This is a genomic window from Yoonia sp. MH D7 (assembly GCF_054439475.1).
On sequence record NZ_JBTJCF010000001.1, the window covers coordinates 1,519,247 to 1,538,181 of the forward strand.

Here is an 18,935-nt window from a genome sequence, read left to right on the forward strand (position 1 = left end):
AATTTCCTTATTTCTGGCGGGGCATTTACCAATTTTTGACACAATGCCCTGTCAGTCAAACAGGAATTGTCACCGGATGAAACCCGGATCGGAGAGTAGTAATGAACGATATGCGCTTGAATTTCGAGGCTGAACTTGCTGGCCTGGAGTTTGACGACTGGTATGACCGGATTGAAACGCTCAGCGATGATCTAGGCTACTACGAAGCCTTGGGAAAAAACCACTGCGCCGCTTTTCTTGATGCAGGCACTAATCTTCTGGTCACCTTCGAGGCGGCCGACTACATTCGTAAATACAACGCAAACGCCGAGCCGCGCGGCTTCCACTACACGCGGCACGAAGCGTGGTCACATCTCGCGATCATCAGCCAAACCGACAGCTGGTTTCGCGACCCCGCAATCTATCGCTACTTTGACCGGTTGATCGACGACGGCTTCTTTGAAGATTTCGACAAAGTGCTCTTTCACGGCGCACATGGCGGCGGCTACGCGGCTGCGGCCTATAGCGTCGCGGCGCCAGGATGCACGGTGCTCGCCCTGCGCCCGCAAGCCACACTTGATCCGCGCGTCGCAGGCTGGGAAACCCGCTACATCGACCAGCGGCGACAAAACTTCACCTCGCGCTACGGTTTTGCCCCGGATATGATCGACGCGGCCAACCACGCCTTCATCGCCTTTGACCCGCTGCAACGGTTCGACGCGATACATGCCGCACTCTTCACCCGCGATAACGTGACCACGCTACGCTGCACAGGGCTCGGCAACCGGCCCGATGTGGCGCTTGACGCGATGGGTATTCACGACGAGATGATCGTCAGCGCAATGAACAAAACACTGACAGAGCATAGCTTCATCAATGCGATGCAAGCTCGGCGCAACCATATCCCCTACCTGCGCACGCTCTACACCCAGATGATCAAAACCGGCCATCCGGTTCTGGCCGCCAATGTCTGCACCTATGTGCTACGCCAAGGCGACAACCCGTTCTTTGCCACAAAACTGCAAGAATTGCGCGAAGAAGGCCACAGCCCCAGCACTCCGCTAAAAACCAGAGTTGCCTAACAGCGACTTGACCCAAACACAAAAAAACCGCGCTTGAGGCTCACCTCGGGCGCGGTTATTTTAAGTGCGGTAAACGCGATTTTAGATGTAGAACTTGTCGCGAAATACATGCGCGACAATACCTTCGCGGGTAATGCCAATGTTAGCCAATTGGTCATCTGACATGTTTTCATAACGTGCGATTATTTCTGAACGGCTGCGTGCGACGACAACAGCTTCAAATGCACTCACGATGAAATCCCACGCGGATGTAAAGAGATTTGATGTTTTAGAAAGCGAGCTGCGTGTGTCGGTGATAAAGGCCATGATGATGTTCCTATCTGTTATCAATGTCTGTTGAGAACAACATAGCAATTATGCTGCGATGCAGTAGGTCTTCTTTCTGCATCGCAGCATTGCGTAAGCCGCATAGCGCCTAGCGGTTTTGACGCGCCGCAATCAAATCCTGCACTGCCGCCACCAGCCGGATACCAAAATACCCCAACGCACCGCCAAGGATCACCCAGAACGCCGACCCCGAATCCAGCAGCGCACTGACAATGCCCGCCAGCAACATCGCGACAATAAACGAAATCAGCCGTGTCTCCGCCAGCTCAACAGTAAAATGCTTCTCCATCTTACGCACCAAGGGCCGCGCCACAGGGGCATCCAGCTGCGGCGTCAAAAACCCGGCCGCAATCGCCACTAAAAATCCAAACATATCGTCTCTCCAAGCCCAAAAAAATCACCTTGCGCCTATATCAGCGGCGCTGTGTCAGTATACAAGAGAGAAGAATCTGTATCTGGTCACCGCAGCTTTGAAAGTGTACCCCCGCCCCATGCCTGACAAAAACATAACAGAACTGACGATCCGCCAGCCCGACGATTGGCATTTGCACCTACGTGACGGGGCAATGTTGCAATCCGTGCTGCCCGAGACCGCCCGCCACTTTGGCCGCGCGATCATCATGCCAAACCTGATCCCGCCAGTGGTCACAGCCGCAAATGCTATGGCCTACCGCGACCGCATTATGGCCGCCCTGCCCGCAGGTTCAGACTTCCAGCCTCTGATGACCCTCTACCTCACCGAAGAAACCGACCCCGAAGACGTCGCCGCCGCCCATGCCGCAGGCATCGCCACGGCCGTGAAACTCTACCCGGCGGGTGCGACCACAAACTCTGCATCCGGCGTCTCGGATTTTGCCAAAGTCCGTCCCGTGCTGGAAAAAATGGCGGAAATCGGCATGCCGCTCTGCGTACACGGCGAGGTCACCCATGCAGACGTCGACATTTTTGACCGCGAAGCCGTGTTCATCGACAAGGTCCTGAAACCCCTGCGCAAAAAGACCCCCGACCTCAAAGTGGTCATGGAACACGTCACCACCCAAGACGCGGTAGACTATGTGCGCGACAGCTCTAAAAACATGGCCGCCACGATCACCACGCACCACCTGATCATCAACCGAAACCACATTCTGGTAGGCGGCATCAAACCCCATTACTACTGCCTGCCCGTCGCCAAACGCGAAGTCCACCGCGTAGCACTGGTTCAAGCCGCGATCTCTGGCGACAAACGGTTCTTTCTGGGCACCGACAGCGCGCCGCACACCGACCCCGCCAAGCTTCAGGCTTGCGGCTGTGCTGGCTGCTTCACCGCGACCAACACCGTCTCGTGCCTCGCCGAAGTGTTCGACGCCGCAGGCGCGCTTTCCAAACTCGAAGCCTTTGCCTCCCTGAACGGCCCGCGCTACTACGGCCTAGACCCAAACACCCGCACGATCACCCTGACCAAAGGGACCGCCGTGCGCTACCCCGCCCATATCACCACGCCCGACGGCCCTGTCACCGTCTTTGATCCCGGTTTCGACCTTCACTGGTCGGTCCACGTTAACGCATAGAAAGCTGCCTTTATGATTCCTTCATCCTTCCCCCCAAAAGACGAAATCGCACGACTGACCGCAGGGATGCTTCTGGAAATAGAGGCGATCACCTTCAACGCCCGCGAGCCGTTCACTCACGCATCCGGCAAACAAGCGCCCACATATGTTGATTGCCGCAAACTCATTTCTTATCCGCGGATAAGGTCTACGCTGATGGACTTTCTCTCGGTAACGATCATGCGCGAAGCCGGATTCGAGTCTTTTGACAATATCGCAGGCGGTGAAACCGCAGGCATCCCGTTTGCCGCACTTGTCGCAGAACGTCTTGCGTTACCAATGACTTATGTGCGCAAAAAACCCAAAGGCTACGGTAAAAACGCCCGCATCGAGGGTGTCATGACCGAAGGCCAGCGCGTGCTTCTGGTCGAAGACCTCACCACCGATGGCGGCTCCAAGCTCTCGTTTGTCGACGCCATCCGCGAAACCGGCGCCACGTGCAGCGCCACGGCGGTGATTTTCTACTACGGCATCTTTGAAGGCGTCGAAAAATCCCTATCCGACCACGGCGTCCAGCTCTTGCACCTGTGCACATGGTGGGACGTGCTGGCCGAAGCCAAAGCCCGCGGCTCTTACGACGCAGAAACACTGGCAGAGGTCGACGCGTACCTGCGCGATCCCGCTGGCTGGTCAGACGCCCGAAAATCGTAACCGGAAAATAAACACCGGCAAGAAACCGCGACATCTAGCGGTTTCTTGCCCGCAGCATCCCTAGATATGCTAGGCTGCATCTTATCCACAAAAACATACAATTTGCGCATACCGCCCATGTTTCGTAAGTAAACAAGGGGACAATCAAGGTCGGGGTTAGGGTCACAATATGAACGAAGTCGCAACATTCAACGCCACAGGCGTAGCCACCACATCCCCGGTCGATACCATGCCGCACTCAATTGAGGCCGAACAGCAATTGCTCGGTGCGATCCTGACAAATAACGATATTTTTGACCGTATTGCCTCTGTGGTTGGCCCAAAACACTTTTACGATCCGGTTCACGCGCGCATTTTCGAGACCGCGGCAAGCCGCATCGCAAAAAACGCACTGGCCTCGCCCGTGACACTTAAAACCTTCCTCGAAGACGACGAGGGTCTCAAAGAACTCGGCGGCCCTGCCTACCTTGCCCGCCTCGCGGGTTCCGCGATCTCGGCATTTGCCGCGCGTGATTACGCCCAGATGATCTATGATCTGTCGACACGCCGCGAGCTCATAATGGTCGGGCGCAATATCGCTGACAAAGCCGCCAAAGTAGACGTGAAATCCGAACCTTCCGAGCAAATTGTCGAGGCCGAACAAGAACTTTACCGCCTCGCTGAACAAGGGTCCACCGACACCGGCTTTAAGTCTTTCCTCAAAGCAGTGACCGAAGCGGTCAACGTCACCAACGCCGCCTACCAGCGTGACGGTGGTTTGTCGGGCATTTCCACAGGACTTGTTGATCTTGATAAGATGCTGGGCGGTTTGCACAAATCCGACCTTCTGATCCTTGCTGGACGTCCGTCGATGGGCAAAACATCATTGGCGACAAACATCGCCTACAACGTCGCCAAAGCCTACCGCAAAGGCAAATTGCAAGACGGCACCGAAGGTGCGGTCAACGGCGGCGTCGTTGGTTTCTACTCGCTTGAGATGTCGGCCGAACAGCTTGCCGCGCGGATCCTGTCCGAAGCCTCCGAGGTCAACTCGCACCAGATCCGCTCTGGTGATATGGAAGAAAGCGAATTTCGTCGCTTTGTCGAGGCCGCCAAAAATCTTGAAGCCTGCCCGCTGTTCATCGACGACACACCCGCCCTGCCGATCAGCCAGTTGGCCGCCCGCGCCCGCCGTCTAAAACGAACGCACGGTTTGGATCTATTGGTTGTGGACTACTTGCAGCTGGTGCGCGGCACCGGTAGATCCGAGAACCGCGTCAACGAGATTTCCGAAATTACCATGGGCCTGAAAGCCATCGCCAAGGAGTTGCAAATTCCTGTTGTTGCTTTGTCGCAGCTGTCGCGTCAGGTCGAAAGCCGCGAAGACAAGCGCCCGCAACTGTCTGATCTACGTGAATCGGGCTCGATCGAGCAAGATGCTGACGTTGTGATGTTCGTTTACCGCGAAGAATACTACAAAGAACGCGAAAAACCGGGCGACCACGAGATGGACAAAATCGCAGCGTGGCAAGACGAGATGGAACGCCTGCGCGGCAAGGCCGAGGTTGTGATTGGCAAACAGCGCCACGGGCCGATTGGCACTGTCGGGTTGTCGTTCGAGGGGCAGTTCACCCGCTTTGGCAACCTTGCCAAACCATGGCAAGGCACCCCGTCCGAGGAATATTGATCACTTCACAGGCGGTTTAGGTTTGTCTTTCACAAAGGGATGCACAAACTGCCTGAGATACCCGCGCGGTACGTTGTCGCCCACCACGCCGTATTTTTCCGGCCATGCGGTTTGCGGCAGATAGTGTGTGCCAAATAACCAGTCGTAGATCGGGAAATGTGAGGCGTAGTTGATGTCGATCGCCTCGCGGTCAGAGCCGTGGTGCCAATGGTGAAAGCGCGGCGTCACAAAGAACCGTTCGAGAAACCCGAGCTTCCAGCCGATGTTGGCGTGGATAAAGCTTGAGTAAAAATAGACGATCAGCAGGTAGCCTTGGATCGCTTCTGGGCGGAAGCCGAGGGTGAACATCGGCAGTGCGGTCAAGCTGCGCAGCACCGCGATTTCCATCAAATGCATCCGCGCACCGGCCAGCCAGTCCATCTTTTTGGTGGAATGATGGATGGAGTGGAAGCGCCAGAGAAACGGTACCATATGGAACGCGCGGTGTACCCAGTATTGCACAAAATCAGTCGCGGCCATGATGATCAGCACTTGAACCTGGAACGGTAAATTTATGATATGTATGCGAAAATCATCCAGAACGATCTGTGCGTTGACGATATTTGAAGGCGCCAGCGTGATGAAGCCAAGCACCTGCACCATCATCGAGCTGATCAGATAGTAGAACATGTCTTCCTGCCATTCGGGTCGGAATACGGTTTGGTCGCGGCGCGCGGGAAAGAACCGTTCAAGCGGCACAAACAAGAAGCCCACGATCAGCACGTTGATGATGAAATAATCCAACCCGAAATAAAGGCGTTGTGTGGTACCTGCCCCGAACTGCGGCTGTGACGTTGCCATCAGTGAGGCGACCACCGAGATCACCAGCGCGGTCCAGCCTAGAGATTTTCGCTTTGACAGGATCAGGCTGATCAGGGCCAGCGCGTAGCCCGCCAAAAGCACAAAGCGCAGCGCGAAAGTGACCGCGCCGCTGTCTTGGATAAATGCGATTTCGGGATAGGAGAAGGTTTCGGGGAACCAGCGCAACAGCACCAGCAACAGACCCGCAAGACTGGCCAGCAGCGCCATTGCCCCTGACAGCCAGCCGCTACCAAGCGGACGTTCTCCGCGTGGTGTTTCCAACTGGCTAATGACCTTGCGCAGCACCCACATCACTTGTCTCCTAAAATTTTCGGCACAATTGCGCGGATTTCCGCAAAAATCCAGCATGCAATCGTAACTCGGGGATTTTGCAGCGCATTGGCCCCTTGCCGCACCCCTGTTGTGCTGACAAAAGGGCGTCCATGAGCACTGGACATATTACAATCGACCTTGACGCCATTATTACAAACTGGCGGGCCTTGGATAAAATGACAACGTCCGAGACGGCCGCCGTTGTGAAAGCGGACGGCTACGGGCTAGGCGTGGGAACGGTGGCACGCGCACTGGCGAAGGCCGGCGCGCGCAAGTTCTTTGTAGCTGTGGCTGAAGAAGGTGCGGCTGTGCGGCAAGCCTTGGGCGAAGGTCCCGAGATTTCGGTGTTTTCGGGCCATATGAGTGGCGACACCGATATGATTGGCGACCTTGGTCTGACGCCGATGCTGAATTCCATTGACCAGATTTCGCGCCATTTCGAGGCTCTGCCGGGCGCGCCGTTCGGGCTTCAGCTGGATACTGGTATGAACCGTTTGGGGATGGAATGGGACGAATGGGGTGCGATTGCCGAGATTGCACTGGCGCAGCGGCCGTCGTTGGTGATGAGCCATCTGGCCTGTGCCGACGAGCCGGATCATCCGATGAACGCCTATCAGCTAAACGTGTTTCGCCAGATGACAGACGGGATTTCTGTTCCGCGTTCGCTGTCTGCGACGGGCGGGATTTTGCTGGGGCGCGATTATCATTTTGACGTAACACGTCCGGGTATTGGCCTTTATGGCGGGATGCCTTTTGCGGACGCGCGAAATGTGGTGCAGATGGATCTGCCTGTGGTGCAGATCCGCAGTCTGGATGCGGGTGAGGTTGTGGGCTATGCGAATGCCTGGCAAGCCACGCGCCCGAGCCGGATTGCGACCTTGTCGACCGGTTATGCCGATGGATTACTGCGGGCGATGTCTGACAAGGCGACGCTGTTTTATGGCAATGAGCCCTGCCCGCTTGTGGGCCGTGTATCGATGGATTTAATCACTGTTGATGTGACTGACCTGTCGGAAGAGCCCCATGCGCTAACCTTGCTGGGACCACACCAATCGGTGGACCAGCTGGCGCAGGCGGCGGGCACGATTGGATATGAAATACTGACCTCTCTTGGCCCGCGTTATAGCCGGCGCTCGCGTGGCGGGTAATTCATAGCGATTCGTAAATGGTGCGAAGTTTTGTGGTGAAATTCGGTGGTTTTGCAGGCGTTGGCCGATAGATTAACATCCAACTGTGACTTTAACGCAGGGCAATAATCGATGACGGTTGCCACTTGGCGCTCAAACGGGACTGGCATGCGTAAATAGGCGGAAAACCACTGATTGTGCTGTTTTCTAGGCTGCTTTGGCATTTTTTCACGGTTTTCGAGTAGGTGTTATTCTTGTGACAATGGCCCGCAATTTCTCTAATTTAACCTGTGGTCAAAATTCGGAAAATATTCCCCCTTTGGTTTAATGGCTTGAATCTATTACCGTTACCCCACTGAGAAGATTTCACTTTGGGGGAAGTAAAATGCATTTCACGGGTATTTCACATCAAATTCTGCGGTTGTTTCAGGGTGTGGCAATGCTGATTGTCGGCTCTGGTGCGGTGGCGATGATGACCTATACGTTCATGTGTGCGGTCGGGCTAGCGTCTTGGCTAACGCTGCCGATGGTGTTTGGCGAGGTCACGATGCAGGACTTTGGCACCTATGTGCAAGTTATCGCCACGGGTCTGGTGCTATGTGCGGCCTTGATGATCCCCACCAATATGCGCCTGAACGCGCTGGAGCGCAGCCACCGGTCGTTTCACATGGGGATGGATGACGTGGCCCGCGCCTATCATCTGTGCCATACGGCGGACCGTGCGGGTGTTTTCACACTGAGTTCCGAGTTTGACGCGGTGCGCGAGCGGTTGGCCTATCTGCGTGACCATCCTGATTTGCGCGAGTTGGAGCCGGATGTGATCGAAGTGGCGGCCCAGATGTCGCAACAGGCCCGCCACCTGTCGGACGTATATTCCGACGAGAAAATTGCGCGCGCCAAGCAGTTTTTGCAGCAACGACAGGAAGAGGTTGAGGATCAGCAGGATCTGATTGTCGAGGCGCTACATACGACGCAACAGCTCCGAAAATGGGCACAACAGGTTGATTTAGAAGAAAGTATTGTGGCGTCGCAACTGGATCAGCTTGACGAGAAGCTGCAGGCGATCTTGCCGCGCCTTGGCTACCAGTTTAACAACGCCGAAGATAATGTGGTCACTTTGACCCAGAAACCGGCGGCTGAATAACACCTGATGATGCGCAGTATTTTGATCGCGGCTAATCTGGCTTTGCTTGTGGCGTTTCCGGTTGCTTGGTTTGCGCCTTTGCTGCGCGCGGGGTTGTTGCCGCTGTTCAGGCTGTCGGAAATCAGTGTGATGTCGGGTCTGCAAAGTCTCTGGGGGACGGATGTGTTTCTGGCGCTGTTGGTCACGATTTTTGCGCTATTTGCCCCCTATCTGAAAACCATCGGGCTGGCGTTGATTCATTTTGATCTGTTGAGCCCGAAATTATTGCCTGTGCTGGCGTGGATGGGCAAACTGGCGATGGCGGATATTTTTCTTATTTCGCTGTATATTGTGGTGTCCAAGGGCATCGGGATCGGTAAATTGGAAACCGCATGGGGGCTGTATTTGTTTACCCTTTGTATACTCGCCTCTATTGTTATTTCCGCTCTCACACCGCGTATCGCCCGCCCAGCTTAAATTCCCATTGCTACTGAATAATTAATGGGGCAAAACGAGAACATGGCAAAACAGAAAATTTACACCTGCAATGAATGCGGCGCGTCTCATACCAAGTGGTCGGGGCAATGTGTGGCGTGTGATGCGTGGAATTGCATTGTTGAGGACAAGCCGTTGGCGACAGGTCCGGCCAAGAAATCTTTGGGCGGGATGCGTGGCGCGCGCATTGCTCTGACGGATCTGGCGACCACCGAAGCGCCGCCGCCGCGCACGTTTTCGGGTGTGGGCGAGTTGGACCGTGTGTTGGGTGGTGGGCTGGTCAAAGCCTCGGCCCTGCTGGTGGGCGGTGATCCGGGGATCGGAAAATCGACGTTATTGTTGCAGGCGGCCGCAAGGTTTGCCCGTAACGGCTTAAAGGTGATTTATATTTCTGGCGAGGAATCGACCAACCAGATTCAAATGCGTGCGCAGCGGCTGGGGTTGACGCAAAGTCCTGTGAAGCTGGCCTCGGCCACCAACCTGCGCGATATATTGACGACCTTGGAGGTCGAGAAGCCAGATCTGGCGATTATCGATTCTATTCAGACGATGTGGGCGGATAATGTGGATTCGGCGCCTGGATCGGTGTCACAGGTCCGCGCCTCGGCGCATGAGCTGACCACATTTGCCAAGACCCACGATATGTCGGTGATTATGGTCGGGCATGTGACAAAGGACGGGTCGATTGCGGGGCCGCGTGTGGTCGAGCATATGGTGGACACGGTGCTATATTTCGAGGGCGAGCGCGGCCATCAGTTCCGGATTTTACGCTCGGTCAAAAACCGCTTTGGGCCTGCTGACGAGATTGGTGTGTTCGAGATGACTGGCAAGGGCCTTGCCGAAGTCAAAAACCCCTCTGCGCTGTTTCTGACGGATCGGGGCAAACCCAGCGCGGGGTCCGTTGTCTTTGCGGGCATTGAAGGTACCCGCCCGATGTTGACGGAAATTCAGGCGTTGGTGGCCCCCTCGCCGCACAGTCAGTCGAAACGCTCGGTTGTGGGGTTGGATGCGGGGCGCTTGGGGATGATTTTGGCGGTGTTAGAATCGCGTTGCGGCGTGCCGTTCACAGGGCTTGATGTCTACCTGAATGTCGCAGGCGGGATGAAGATCAATGATCCTGCGGCTGATCTGGCTGTGGCAGCTGCGCTGGTTTCGGCCCGAGAAGATGCTCCATTACCGCCTGAAGCTGTGGTTTTTGGGGAAATAAGTCTCTCTGGGGCGTTAAGACCTGCCGTGCAGACCGAAAATAGATTGAAAGAAGCGCAAAAACTTGGTTTTACGTCGGCAATCACACCGCAACAGACCAAGAAGGTCGCGGTGGCGGGGCTAAGTTTGCGCACATCGCAGGATCTGGCCTCGTTTGTTGAAGACATATTCGGGGATCGTGGCCCCGAAAAGCAAAAGTGAGAGACGCGCATGGAAGGTTTTACAATCATCGACGGGGTGGTCGCCGCTATCATCGTCGTATCCGCCCTGCTGGCGTATAGCCGCGGGTTTGTGCGCGAGGCCATGGCGATTGCGGGCTGGATCGGCGCGACGATCCTTGCCTTCATCTTTGCCGATTCCGTGCAGCCGCTTATTCGCGGGTTGCCGGTGGTTGGCGATTTCATTGGTGACAGTTGCGAGTTGTCGATTATCGCGTCGTTTGCTGCGGTGTTTGCGGTGGCGCTGGTGGTTGTGTCGATTTTCACGCCGCTGTTTTCGAGCCTTGTGCAACGCTCGGCACTTGGCGGGGTGGATCAGGGGATCGGTTTCCTGTTTGGTGTGCTGCGCGGTGTCTTGTTAATCGCGGTGGCTTTTTTCGTGTACCAGACTGTGTTGTCGACCCAGAAGATCGACATGGTTGAAAACAGCCGTTCGGCCAAGGTATTTGGTCAGTTTACCAGCAAGATCGAAGAGCGCGATCCTGAAGCGGCGCTAGGCTGGATCACCACGCAATACGAGCAGCTCGTTGGCAATTGCGGCGCGGCTGAGTGATTTGAGGGCGGGTTAAGGCCCGCCCGTCATGACGTGCCTGTCACAATGCGCCTTTCGTCGGGTGACACTTGGCGCGAGACCTATTAAGAGAGGGTAAATCAAACCCTCGGATTCGGAGTTGCACCGCCTTGTCCCATTCTATGCCCCCTGCCCATCCTTTTGACGATGATAAGCTGCGGGAGGAATGTGGCGTGTTTGGCGTTGTGAATGTTCCCGACGCATCGAATTTCGTGGCCCTTGGTCTTCATGCCCTGCAACATCGCGGTCAAGAGGCGGGCGGCATTGTCACCCATGACCCTGTGAACGGGTTTAACCAGCAGCGGCGTATGGGGTTGGTGCGCGACAATTTCACCTCGCCCTCGATGATTGCATCTTTGCCCGGCACGATCGGGATTGGCCATGTGCGTTATTCCACAGCGGGATCCAAGGGTCAGACGGCGCTGCGCGATGTACAACCGTTCTTTGGTGAGTTCTCCATGGGTGGTGCTGCGATTGCGCATAACGGCAATATCACCAATGCGCTGGCGCTGCGCCGCGAGCTGATTGATCGCGGCTCTATTTTCCAGTCCTCATCCGATACCGAGTGTATTATCCATTTGATGGCGCGTTCTATGGGGCAGAATATTCCTGACCGTATGGAAGAGGCGTTGCGCAAAGTTGAAGGTGCATTCTCGATAGTCGCGATGACACGCACCAAACTGATCGGCTGCCGTGATCCACTGGGCGTGCGTCCGTTGGTGTTGGGCAAGCTGGGTGAGGGTTGGGCGCTAGCGTCAGAAACCTGTGCGCTGGATATTGTGGGCGCTGATTTTGTGCGTGAGATCGAACCCGGTGAAATGGTCGTGATTACCAAAGACGGTGTTGCCAGTCATTTCCCGTTCCGCCGTGCAAAATCGCGGTTTTGTATTTTTGAAAATGTTTATTTTTCGCGGCCTGACAGTATTTTGGGCGGCAAGTCGGTGTATGAAATTCGCGAGAGTATTGGCCGTGAATTGGCGAAAGAAGCTCCTGTTGATGCGGATTTGGTTTGTCCTGTGCCTGATAGTGGCACGCCTGCGGCGATTGGTTATTCGCTGCAATCGGGTATCCCCTATGCGATGGGGATTATTCGTAACCAGTATATGGGCCGCACGTTTATCGAGCCCTCGGAAAGCATTCGCAACATGGGTGTGCGTCTGAAGCTGAATGTGAACCGTGCGCTGATCAAGGGCAAACGGGTGATTTTGGTTGATGATAGTGTGGTACGTGGCACGACCAGTCGCAAAATCAAGGAAATGATTTTGGAGGCAGGTGCGGCAGAGGTGCATTTCCGCATTGCCTCGCCACCGACCCAGTGGCCGTGTTTTTACGGGGTGGATACCCCCGAGCGTGACAAGCTGTTGGCGGCGACAATGAGTGAAGACGAGATGCGCGACCATCTGGGAGTGAATAGTTTAAAATTCATCTCGCTTGACGGATTATACCGGGCGTCAGGCCAGCCGAATGGCCGTGATGCGAAGAACCCGGCGTTTTGTGATGCCTGTTTCTCGGGTGACTATCCTGTTAAGCCGAGCGACATGATCGCAAAAGGCTTTCAACCTAAGAGTCCGGCAGAATAATATGACAAAAATTGCACTGATTACCGGCGCGTCGCGCGGGCTTGGCGCGGCGATGGCTGTGGCCTTGGCCCCGACCCATCACATTGTGGCCGTGGGCAAAACCACGGGCGCGCTCGAAGAGATCGACGACCTGATCCGTGCCGCTGGTGGCGAAGCTACGCTTGCGCCGATGGACATTACGGTGGACGTTGCGATGCAGCAGTTGTGCCGTTCGATTTTCGACCGCTGGGGCAAGCTGGATCTGTGGATCCATACCGCTGTTTTTGCATCACCTTTGGCCCCTGCGGGACATATTGGACCAAAAGATCTGGCGAAATCTATCGCAGTGAACGTCGAAGCCACGGCGCGGTTGATCAGTTATGTCGGGCCACTGTTAGGCCATGACGGTCACGCGGTTTTCACGGATGATCCGCGTGGCGGTGCGCAGTTTTTTGGCGCCTATGGTGCGACCAAGGCGGCGCAAATTGCCTTGGCGCGGTCATGGGCTGCCGAGAGTACGAAAAACGGTCCGCATGTGCATGTGGTCACGCCAAATCCGATGCCGACGGCCACCCGCGCGCGGTTTTATCCCGGCGAGGACCGGTCCGGTCTTGCCACACCTGCACAAGAGGCCAAGCGCCTGCTTGCGACACTCGCCCTATAAAGGAAATGCTATGACTGCTGCGATCACCGTTACCGATTTGTTGGATGCAGCGCATAAAACGTCGCAGGCTGGCGGAAAACCCGCCAAGATCGAGGCCGCGAGCGTCGAGCTGGCCGCAGCGTTCGAGGCGCGGATGCAGCACCATTTCAAACGCGGTCCGTTTTACAAAAAGCTTCACAAGCTGCTGACTGCAGAGGGAAATCATGATCTCGCGACCAAGGTCCACCAGTATTCTGTCGCGGTTTCTGTGATCAAGCATGGCCCCGGTGCCAGCTACCGCGAGTTGAAAACCATGGATGATCTGCCGTTCGACATACGCACCCCTGCTGCCGAGCCGCATACGCTGGTTGATGTGACCTCCGGCAACTTTTTTGCGGGTCTGGTCGAAACGCTTGAACAGGCCCATCAGTTTCTTGAAAACCGCGACGTGCAAAGCGCTTAATCTATTCACAATGCTTGCTCCAAACGCGCGGCCGCATTAGGTGTGGGTGATCATAAAAGGCGGCACATGCGTATTCTTATCACCAATGACGACGGCATCAACGCACCAGGATTAAAAACGCTCGACAAGATTGCGCGCCAGATTGCCGGACCCGCCGGCGAAGTTTGGACCGTGGCCCCTGCGTTTGAACAGTCCGGTGTCGGGCATTGCATCAGTTATACCCATCCGACGATGATCGCAAAGCTGGCGGAGAAGCGGTTCGCGGCCGAAGGGTCGCCTGCGGATTGTGTGCTGGCGGGGCTTTATCATGTGATGAAAGATGCGCGTCCTGATCTGGTTTTATCCGGGGTTAACCGTGGCAATAACGCTGCTGAAAATACGCTATATTCCGGCACAATCGGGGCTGCAATTGAGGCCGCATTGCAGGGTATTCCAGCGATTGCGATGAGCCAGTTTTTCGGGCCCGCAAATGCGGAGAGCGAGGACCCGTTTGAGGCGGCGATGGTTCATGGGGCTGCGACTGTGCAAGCAATCCTTGATAAGGGTATCTGGACGCAAAATGACGCCTACACCACCTTTTACAACGTGAACTTCCCCCCAGTGCCTGCAAATGCAGTGAAGGGTCTGAAGGTCACGACCCAAGGCCGGCGTGCGGGGGTTAATTTTTCGGTGCAGGCGGACAAATCGCCAACGGGCCGGGATTTTCTTTGGGTGCGCGGCGGGCCACAGCAAGGACCAACCGCACAAGGCACGGACGCGCAGGCCAATCTGGACGGTTATATCTCGGTCACACCGATGCGCGCGGATTTGACCGCGCATGATATGATCAGCAAGCTCCAAGGGTTATTGGAGTGAGCGCCTCTGCGGAAGCCAAGATGCAATTTCTTTATGCTTTGCGCTCAAAGGGCGTGACGGATCCTGCGGTGCTGAATGCTATGGAGCGGGTTGATCGCGCGTCTTTTGTAAAGGGTATCTTTTCGGACCGGGCCTATGAAGATATGCCGCTGCCGATTTCGTGTGGCCAAACCATTAGCCAGCCCTCAATTGTCGGGCTGATGACACAAGCCTTAGAGATCACCAATCGCGACAAGATTTTGGAGATTGGCACAGGGTCGGGCTATCAAGCCGCAATCCTCGCGCAACTTGCCCGCCGCGTTTATACGATTGATCGTTACAAGCGACTGGTGGATGAGGCGCGGCTGATTTTTTCGGCGCAAGACATCACCAATATCACCGCGTTTACCGCAGATGGCAGTCACGGGTATCCAGAGCAGGCGCCGTTTGACAAGATCCTTGTCACGGCTGCTGCCGAAGACCCGCCTAGTACCTTGCTTGCGCAATTGCGGGTTGGCGGGATTATGGTATTGCCCGTGGGCCAGTCCGATACGGTGCAAAGTCTGATACGTGTCAAGCGGCTTGCGACTGGCTACGATTACGAAGAGTTGCGCGCCGTACGCTTTGTGCCCTTGCTTGAAGGGCTTGGCGCGGACTAAACCAGTACACGGCAGATCCCGCGATAAGGGACCGCCGCAGTTTCGAGGAGACGCAGAAGATGAGCATGAAACAGGTTTTGATGACAGGGGCAGCGCTTGGGCTGCTGGGCGCATGTAGCGAACCGTTTGACCTTGATATGCGGGGGATCACTAGCGGATTCAACACCTCGGACGCCGTGGCGGATATGCCGAACCGTCCGCGCCCTGATGATCGCGGCATCATTTCGTATCCGAACTATCAGGTTGTTGTGGCCAAACGCGACGACACGATTGGCACGATTGCCTCGCGGCTTGGGCTCGATGCGGGGGAACTCGCACGGTATAACGGCATCGAGGCGGACGTGAAACTACGCCGCGACGAGCTTGTGGCGCTGCCTACCCGCCTGGCTGAACCTTCGCCCTCGACAGGTGCTTTGGCGACCGGACCGGTCCAACCGACAGGGTTTGATGTGAGCGCAGTCGCGACCACGGCGCTGGATCGTGCAGGACCGCAGACACCCGTCGCAACCGCGCCGCTGCCGACTGCTGCGCCCGTGTCACCTGCCGGCGTCGAGCCTGTGCGCCATAGGGTTGCCACAGGCGAGACGGTCTATTCCATCGCGCGTCTATACAATGTGCCAGTGCGTGCGATCTCGGATTGGAACGGACTTGGACCCGACCTTTCGGTGCGCGAAGGGCAATTCCTGTTTGTGCCGCAAAACGGGCAATCTGCCCCTGCGGCCCCTCTTCCCGTTGTGGCGGCTGAACCCGCCCCGGGTGCAGGTAGCGTCACACCCGTCCCGCCAAGTGCGGCAGAGCCGATGCCCGCGGTCGAACCTTCGATCCCGATCGCAGCGGCAGATGTGCCTAAAGCGCCCGATCTTGGCACGCCAACACCGCCGCCCGCAGCACCACCGGCCGCCGCTGCATCATCTGCACGCCTTGCCTATCCTGTGCAGGGTACGATCATCCGAGAATATGCAGCGGGACGCAACGAGGGCATCGACATCGGCGTGCCAGCCGGCACATCGGTGAAGTCCGCAGGCGCTGGCACTATCGCCGCTGTCACCACCGACACCAGCGGCGTGGCGATTGTTGTGGTCAAACATAGCGATGGGCTGCTGACGGTCTACACCAACCTTGAAGGGTTAAGCGTCGCCAAAGGCGATAGCGTTTCTCAAGGGCAAGCCATCGGCAAAGTACGCGCCGGCAGTCCGAGTTTTGTGCATTTTGAAGTGCGGCGCGGTCTGACTTCGGTCAATCCTGCCGACTATTTGCCATAAATTTTGCGGGCCTCGATCTTTGAGGGGACGAGGCCCGCTGATGCGGGACTTAGCGTAGGGTAATACCGCGGCGCCCAGCCAAGTCGGTAAAGTACTGCCATGCGACACGGCCAGAACGGCTGCCGCGCGTGGCTTGCCATTCGATAGCTTCGGCGCGCAGGGTCGCGTCATCGATTGGGACGTTATGTGCGTCACAGTAGCCACGGATCATCGCCAGATATTGATCTTGATCGCAAGAATGAAAGCCGAGCCAGAGACCAAAGCGATCCGAGAGCGACACTTTTTCCTCGACCGCTTCGCCTGCCGAAATTGCGGTGGAGCGTTCGTTTTCAATCATGTCGCGTGGCATCAGGTGGCGGCGATTAGAGGTGGCATAAAGCACTACGTTTTCGGGCCGGCCTTCGATGCCGCCGTCGAGAACCGCCTTGAGAGATTTGTAATGTGCGTCGTCATTGCCGAACGAAAGATCGTCGCAATACATGATAAAGCGCGCGTCTTGACCGCGCAGCATGTTGAGACAGCGGCCGATGCTGGGCAGGTCTTCGCGTTGTACTTCGACGATTTTCAGCTGTGCGTGGTCTGCGTGAACTGCGCCATGTACGGCTTTGACAAGACTGGATTTTCCCATGCCACGAGAGCCCCACAACAGAGCGTTATTTGCGGGCAAGCCTTTTGCAAATTGAATGGTGTTGGTCAGCAAGGTATCGCGGGCGCGGTCGATGCCGACCAGCAGGTCCACATGCACACGGTTCACGCGCGTGACAGGTTCAAGCCTGTCAGGGCCTGCGTGCCAGACGAAAGCCGACGCCGCCCCAAAATCAGGGGCGGCCTGCGGGGCTGGGCTCATGCGTTCCAGCGCCGCTGCGATACGTTTCAAAGGCTTCATAGGTTTGGATCCTCATCGCCGTCTTCGTCGTCGTCAATCCATAAGCCTTCTGCGCGCAGTTTGGCTTCGCGGATACGCTCGACGCGGGCGACCAGCTGGATCGAGACTTCGTAAAGGCCGTAGACCACGACAAACAGGATAACTTGTGAAATCACGTCAGGCGGGGTCGCGAGGGCGGCGACGATTAAGATGGCAACCATTGCGTATTTACGGGTCCCGCGCAGGCCGCGCGCCGAGACTAGCCCCGCTTTGCCCATCAAGGTGAGCAAGACAGGGAGCTGGAAGCACAGGCCGAAGGCCACGATGAACTTGATGGTTAATGCGAGATAGGCTTTGGCCGAGCCTTGGAAAATGATGCCCGCAGCGACAGTGCTGGCACCTGCATCCGAGTTGATGACGTTTTCTTGTTGGAAGCCTAGAAAGAAACCAAAGGCAAGTGGCGTAATGACATAATAAGCAAACGCTGCGCCGGTCAAAAACATGAAGGGCGAGGCGATCACAAAGGGTAAGAATGCGCCTTTTTCGTTTTTATAAAGGCCGGGAGCCACGAACCGCCACAACTGATAGCTGATGATCGGAAAACCCAAGGCCAGACCGCCAAGAAGCGATATGGAAATCGCGACAAAGAAGCCTTCTTCCAGCGCGATGAACTGCAAGTCACAGGACTGTCCGCGTGCGGCCAATGCGTCGCAGAGCGGTTCTGTCAGAAAGTTAAACACCGGATTCCAAACGGTAAAACTGATGACCATGCCCAGAATAAATGCGAGCACCGATTTGATCAGGCGCTCGCGCAATTCTGTGAGATGTTCCATCAACGGGGCGGAACTGTCTTCCATTTCGTCATGCGCGCTCATGCGTCACCTTTGGGTTTTGCCGCGGGCTTACTTGCCGCAGGTTTTTTAGCAGCCGGTTTTTTGGCAACAGGTTTTTGTGCGGCAGTTTTGGGCGCGGCAGGCTTTTTGACCGCCGGTTTTTTAGCCGCAGGCTTTGGTGCGGAGGCTGCTTTCGGTGCAGGCGTAGCCACTTCGATTGGCGCCGCTTCGCGGTCCTTGCGGGAGCTTGCCGCTTTTGCCATTGCGTCGGACGCCTTGGTTTTTGCTGCGGCGCGTTCCTCGGACAAGGATTGGGCGGCGGGACTTTTGGTCATGCCAGTCGCTTGTTTCAGCTTGTCGACGCCGAATTTCTGCGGGTTTGCGGCCGCTTTCAGGCTGCTGGAAATATCCCGCACACCGGATTCATCCGCCGCCTGCTCCATCGCGCGACTAAATTCGCGCGCCATGCCGCGCGCTTTGCCCGTCATCTGCCCGACCGAGCGAAACAGTCCGGGTAGGTCTTTCGGGCCGATCACAATCAGCGCCACAATGGCGACCAGCACCATTTCGCTCCAGCCAAGGCCAAACATCAGCGTATTCCCTTATTGGG

Annotated in this window: 21 protein-coding genes; 15 read left to right on the plus strand and 6 right to left on the minus strand. The window is 56.3% G+C overall.

All coding sequences use genetic code 11. The annotated features are described in order from the left end of the window. Window positions 1–101: 101 nt before the first annotated feature. Window positions 102–1,061, plus strand: a complete 960-nt coding sequence (locus tag ACXLHR_RS07430; protein WP_458790845.1) for a hypothetical protein — start codon at window positions 102–104, stop codon at window positions 1,059–1,061. 81 nt (window positions 1,062–1,142) lie between these two features. On the opposite strand, the gene ACXLHR_RS07435 is transcribed toward ACXLHR_RS07430, so the two are convergent. Both ACXLHR_RS07435 and ACXLHR_RS07440 read right to left on the minus strand, forming a co-directional pair. Beyond that, window positions 1,143–1,367, minus strand: coding sequence for a hypothetical protein (locus ACXLHR_RS07435; RefSeq protein WP_458790846.1), 225 nt, complete (start codon window positions 1,365–1,367; stop codon window positions 1,143–1,145). A 109-nt stretch (window positions 1,368–1,476) separates the two neighbouring features. Next, entirely contained in the window at window positions 1,477–1,761 is a 285-nt protein-coding gene (locus tag ACXLHR_RS07440; protein ID WP_458790847.1) for a hypothetical protein, read from the minus strand. A gap of 118 nt (window positions 1,762–1,879) precedes the next feature. Between ACXLHR_RS07440 and pyrC the strand changes: the two genes are divergently transcribed. The 3 genes from pyrC (at window position 1,880) to ACXLHR_RS07455 (ending at window position 5,294) form a co-directional block, all read left to right on the plus strand. Beyond that, window positions 1,880–2,938, plus strand: coding sequence for a dihydroorotase (pyrC, locus tag ACXLHR_RS07445; RefSeq protein ID WP_458790848.1), 1,059 nt, complete (start codon window positions 1,880–1,882; stop codon window positions 2,936–2,938). Window positions 2,939–2,950: 12 nt separating this feature from the next. Then, window positions 2,951–3,628 carry an orotate phosphoribosyltransferase gene (locus ACXLHR_RS07450; RefSeq protein WP_458790849.1) on the plus strand — a complete coding sequence of 226 codons (678 nt, stop codon included), beginning with the start codon at window positions 2,951–2,953 and terminating at the stop codon, window positions 3,626–3,628. A gap of 169 nt (window positions 3,629–3,797) precedes the next feature. Then, window positions 3,798–5,294, plus strand: coding sequence for a replicative DNA helicase (locus tag ACXLHR_RS07455; RefSeq protein ID WP_458790850.1), 1,497 nt, complete (start codon window positions 3,798–3,800; stop codon window positions 5,292–5,294). On the opposite strand, the gene ACXLHR_RS07460 is transcribed toward ACXLHR_RS07455, so the two are convergent. Further along, a complete protein-coding gene (locus tag ACXLHR_RS07460; RefSeq protein ID WP_458790851.1) occupies window positions 5,295–6,446 on the minus strand; it encodes a sterol desaturase family protein in 1,152 nt (383 codons plus the stop codon). It lies immediately after the preceding gene. A gap of 131 nt (window positions 6,447–6,577) precedes the next feature. On the opposite strand from ACXLHR_RS07460, the gene alr reads away from it, so the two are divergent. The 11 genes from alr (at window position 6,578) to ACXLHR_RS07515 (ending at window position 16,627) form a co-directional block, all read left to right on the plus strand. Continuing rightward, window positions 6,578–7,615 (plus strand): alanine racemase, encoded by a 1,038-nt coding sequence (gene alr, locus ACXLHR_RS07465; protein WP_458790852.1) that lies wholly within the window; start codon window positions 6,578–6,580, stop codon window positions 7,613–7,615. A 364-nt stretch (window positions 7,616–7,979) separates the two neighbouring features. Continuing rightward, on the plus strand, window positions 7,980–8,738 hold the full coding sequence (locus ACXLHR_RS07470; protein WP_458790853.1) for a DNA repair protein: 759 nt from the start codon (window positions 7,980–7,982) through the stop codon (window positions 8,736–8,738). Between the two features lie 9 nt (window positions 8,739–8,747). Further along, on the plus strand, window positions 8,748–9,194 hold the full coding sequence (locus tag ACXLHR_RS07475; protein WP_458792498.1) for a paraquat-inducible protein A: 447 nt from the start codon (window positions 8,748–8,750) through the stop codon (window positions 9,192–9,194). A 42-nt stretch (window positions 9,195–9,236) separates the two neighbouring features. Continuing rightward, a complete protein-coding gene (gene radA / locus ACXLHR_RS07480) occupies window positions 9,237–10,619 on the plus strand; it encodes a DNA repair protein RadA (RefSeq protein ID WP_458790854.1) in 1,383 nt (460 codons plus the stop codon). Window positions 10,620–10,628: 9 nt separating this feature from the next. Then, complete coding sequence (locus ACXLHR_RS07485) at window positions 10,629–11,189, plus strand: CvpA family protein (RefSeq protein ID WP_458790855.1); 561 nt, start codon at window positions 10,629–10,631, stop codon at window positions 11,187–11,189. A gap of 140 nt (window positions 11,190–11,329) precedes the next feature. Beyond that, entirely contained in the window at window positions 11,330–12,787 is a 1,458-nt protein-coding gene (purF, locus tag ACXLHR_RS07490) for an amidophosphoribosyltransferase (protein WP_458792499.1), read from the plus strand. 1 nt (window position 12,788) lies between these two features. Continuing rightward, complete coding sequence (locus ACXLHR_RS07495) at window positions 12,789–13,430, plus strand: SDR family NAD(P)-dependent oxidoreductase (RefSeq protein WP_458790856.1); 642 nt, start codon at window positions 12,789–12,791, stop codon at window positions 13,428–13,430. 10 nt (window positions 13,431–13,440) lie between these two features. Beyond that, window positions 13,441–13,872: a hypothetical protein gene (locus ACXLHR_RS07500; RefSeq protein ID WP_458790857.1), complete on the plus strand. Its 432-nt coding sequence runs from the start codon at window positions 13,441–13,443 to the stop codon at window positions 13,870–13,872. A gap of 66 nt (window positions 13,873–13,938) precedes the next feature. Then, on the plus strand, window positions 13,939–14,727 hold the full coding sequence (gene surE, locus ACXLHR_RS07505; protein ID WP_458790858.1) for a 5'/3'-nucleotidase SurE: 789 nt from the start codon (window positions 13,939–13,941) through the stop codon (window positions 14,725–14,727). 20 nt (window positions 14,728–14,747) lie between these two features. Further along, the gene (locus tag ACXLHR_RS07510) at window positions 14,748–15,365 is read left to right on the plus strand and encodes a protein-L-isoaspartate(D-aspartate) O-methyltransferase (protein ID WP_458790859.1); all 618 of its coding nucleotides are present in this window, start codon (window positions 14,748–14,750) and stop codon (window positions 15,363–15,365) included. 59 nt (window positions 15,366–15,424) lie between these two features. After that, window positions 15,425–16,627: a peptidoglycan DD-metalloendopeptidase family protein gene (locus ACXLHR_RS07515; RefSeq protein WP_458790860.1), complete on the plus strand. Its 1,203-nt coding sequence runs from the start codon at window positions 15,425–15,427 to the stop codon at window positions 16,625–16,627. A 49-nt stretch (window positions 16,628–16,676) separates the two neighbouring features. Here the strand turns inward: ACXLHR_RS07515 and ACXLHR_RS07520 are convergent, their stop codons facing one another. Genes ACXLHR_RS07520 through tatB form a run of 3 tightly spaced genes read right to left on the minus strand, consistent with a single transcriptional unit; the run spans window position 16,677 to window position 18,915 of the window. Then, window positions 16,677–17,513, minus strand: a complete 837-nt coding sequence (locus ACXLHR_RS07520; RefSeq protein WP_458790861.1) for an ATP-binding protein — start codon at window positions 17,511–17,513, stop codon at window positions 16,677–16,679. Continuing rightward, complete coding sequence (gene tatC, locus ACXLHR_RS07525) at window positions 17,510–18,367, minus strand: twin-arginine translocase subunit TatC (protein ID WP_458790862.1); 858 nt, start codon at window positions 18,365–18,367, stop codon at window positions 17,510–17,512. The genes ACXLHR_RS07520 and tatC overlap by 4 nt, the downstream gene beginning before the upstream one ends. Next, window positions 18,364–18,915 carry a Sec-independent protein translocase protein TatB gene (tatB, locus tag ACXLHR_RS07530; protein ID WP_458790863.1) on the minus strand — a complete coding sequence of 184 codons (552 nt, stop codon included), beginning with the start codon at window positions 18,913–18,915 and terminating at the stop codon, window positions 18,364–18,366. The genes tatC and tatB overlap by 4 nt, the downstream gene beginning before the upstream one ends. Window positions 18,916–18,935 lie beyond the last annotated feature (20 nt).

Excerpts from the sequence above, each read along its gene's own strand:
- ACXLHR_RS07430 (WP_458790845.1), top strand. The coding sequence starts at position 102 with ATGAACGATATGCGCTTGAATTTCGAGGCTGAACTTGCTGGCCTGGAG.
- ACXLHR_RS07435 (WP_458790846.1), bottom strand. The coding sequence starts at position 1,367 with ATGGCCTTTATCACCGACACACGCAGCTCGCTTTCTAAAACATCAAAT.
- ACXLHR_RS07440 (WP_458790847.1), bottom strand. The coding sequence starts at position 1,761 with ATGTTTGGATTTTTAGTGGCGATTGCGGCCGGGTTTTTGACGCCGCAG.
- pyrC (WP_458790848.1), top strand. The coding sequence starts at position 1,880 with ATGCCTGACAAAAACATAACAGAACTGACGATCCGCCAGCCCGACGAT.
- ACXLHR_RS07450 (WP_458790849.1), top strand. The coding sequence starts at position 2,951 with ATGATTCCTTCATCCTTCCCCCCAAAAGACGAAATCGCACGACTGACC.
- ACXLHR_RS07455 (WP_458790850.1), top strand. The coding sequence starts at position 3,798 with ATGAACGAAGTCGCAACATTCAACGCCACAGGCGTAGCCACCACATCC.
- ACXLHR_RS07460 (WP_458790851.1), bottom strand. The coding sequence starts at position 6,446 with ATGTGGGTGCTGCGCAAGGTCATTAGCCAGTTGGAAACACCACGCGGA.
- alr (WP_458790852.1), top strand. The coding sequence starts at position 6,578 with ATGAGCACTGGACATATTACAATCGACCTTGACGCCATTATTACAAAC.
- ACXLHR_RS07470 (WP_458790853.1), top strand. The coding sequence starts at position 7,980 with ATGCATTTCACGGGTATTTCACATCAAATTCTGCGGTTGTTTCAGGGT.
- ACXLHR_RS07475 (WP_458792498.1), top strand. The coding sequence starts at position 8,748 with ATGCGCAGTATTTTGATCGCGGCTAATCTGGCTTTGCTTGTGGCGTTT.
- radA (WP_458790854.1), top strand. The coding sequence starts at position 9,237 with ATGGCAAAACAGAAAATTTACACCTGCAATGAATGCGGCGCGTCTCAT.
- ACXLHR_RS07485 (WP_458790855.1), top strand. The coding sequence starts at position 10,629 with ATGGAAGGTTTTACAATCATCGACGGGGTGGTCGCCGCTATCATCGTC.
- purF (WP_458792499.1), top strand. The coding sequence starts at position 11,330 with ATGCCCCCTGCCCATCCTTTTGACGATGATAAGCTGCGGGAGGAATGT.
- ACXLHR_RS07495 (WP_458790856.1), top strand. The coding sequence starts at position 12,789 with ATGACAAAAATTGCACTGATTACCGGCGCGTCGCGCGGGCTTGGCGCG.
- ACXLHR_RS07500 (WP_458790857.1), top strand. The coding sequence starts at position 13,441 with ATGACTGCTGCGATCACCGTTACCGATTTGTTGGATGCAGCGCATAAA.
- surE (WP_458790858.1), top strand. The coding sequence starts at position 13,939 with ATGCGTATTCTTATCACCAATGACGACGGCATCAACGCACCAGGATTA.
- ACXLHR_RS07510 (WP_458790859.1), top strand. The coding sequence starts at position 14,748 with ATGCAATTTCTTTATGCTTTGCGCTCAAAGGGCGTGACGGATCCTGCG.
- ACXLHR_RS07515 (WP_458790860.1), top strand. The coding sequence starts at position 15,425 with ATGAGCATGAAACAGGTTTTGATGACAGGGGCAGCGCTTGGGCTGCTG.
- ACXLHR_RS07520 (WP_458790861.1), bottom strand. The coding sequence starts at position 17,513 with ATGAAGCCTTTGAAACGTATCGCAGCGGCGCTGGAACGCATGAGCCCA.
- tatC (WP_458790862.1), bottom strand. The coding sequence starts at position 18,367 with ATGAGCGCGCATGACGAAATGGAAGACAGTTCCGCCCCGTTGATGGAA.
- tatB (WP_458790863.1), bottom strand. The coding sequence starts at position 18,915 with ATGTTTGGCCTTGGCTGGAGCGAAATGGTGCTGGTCGCCATTGTGGCG.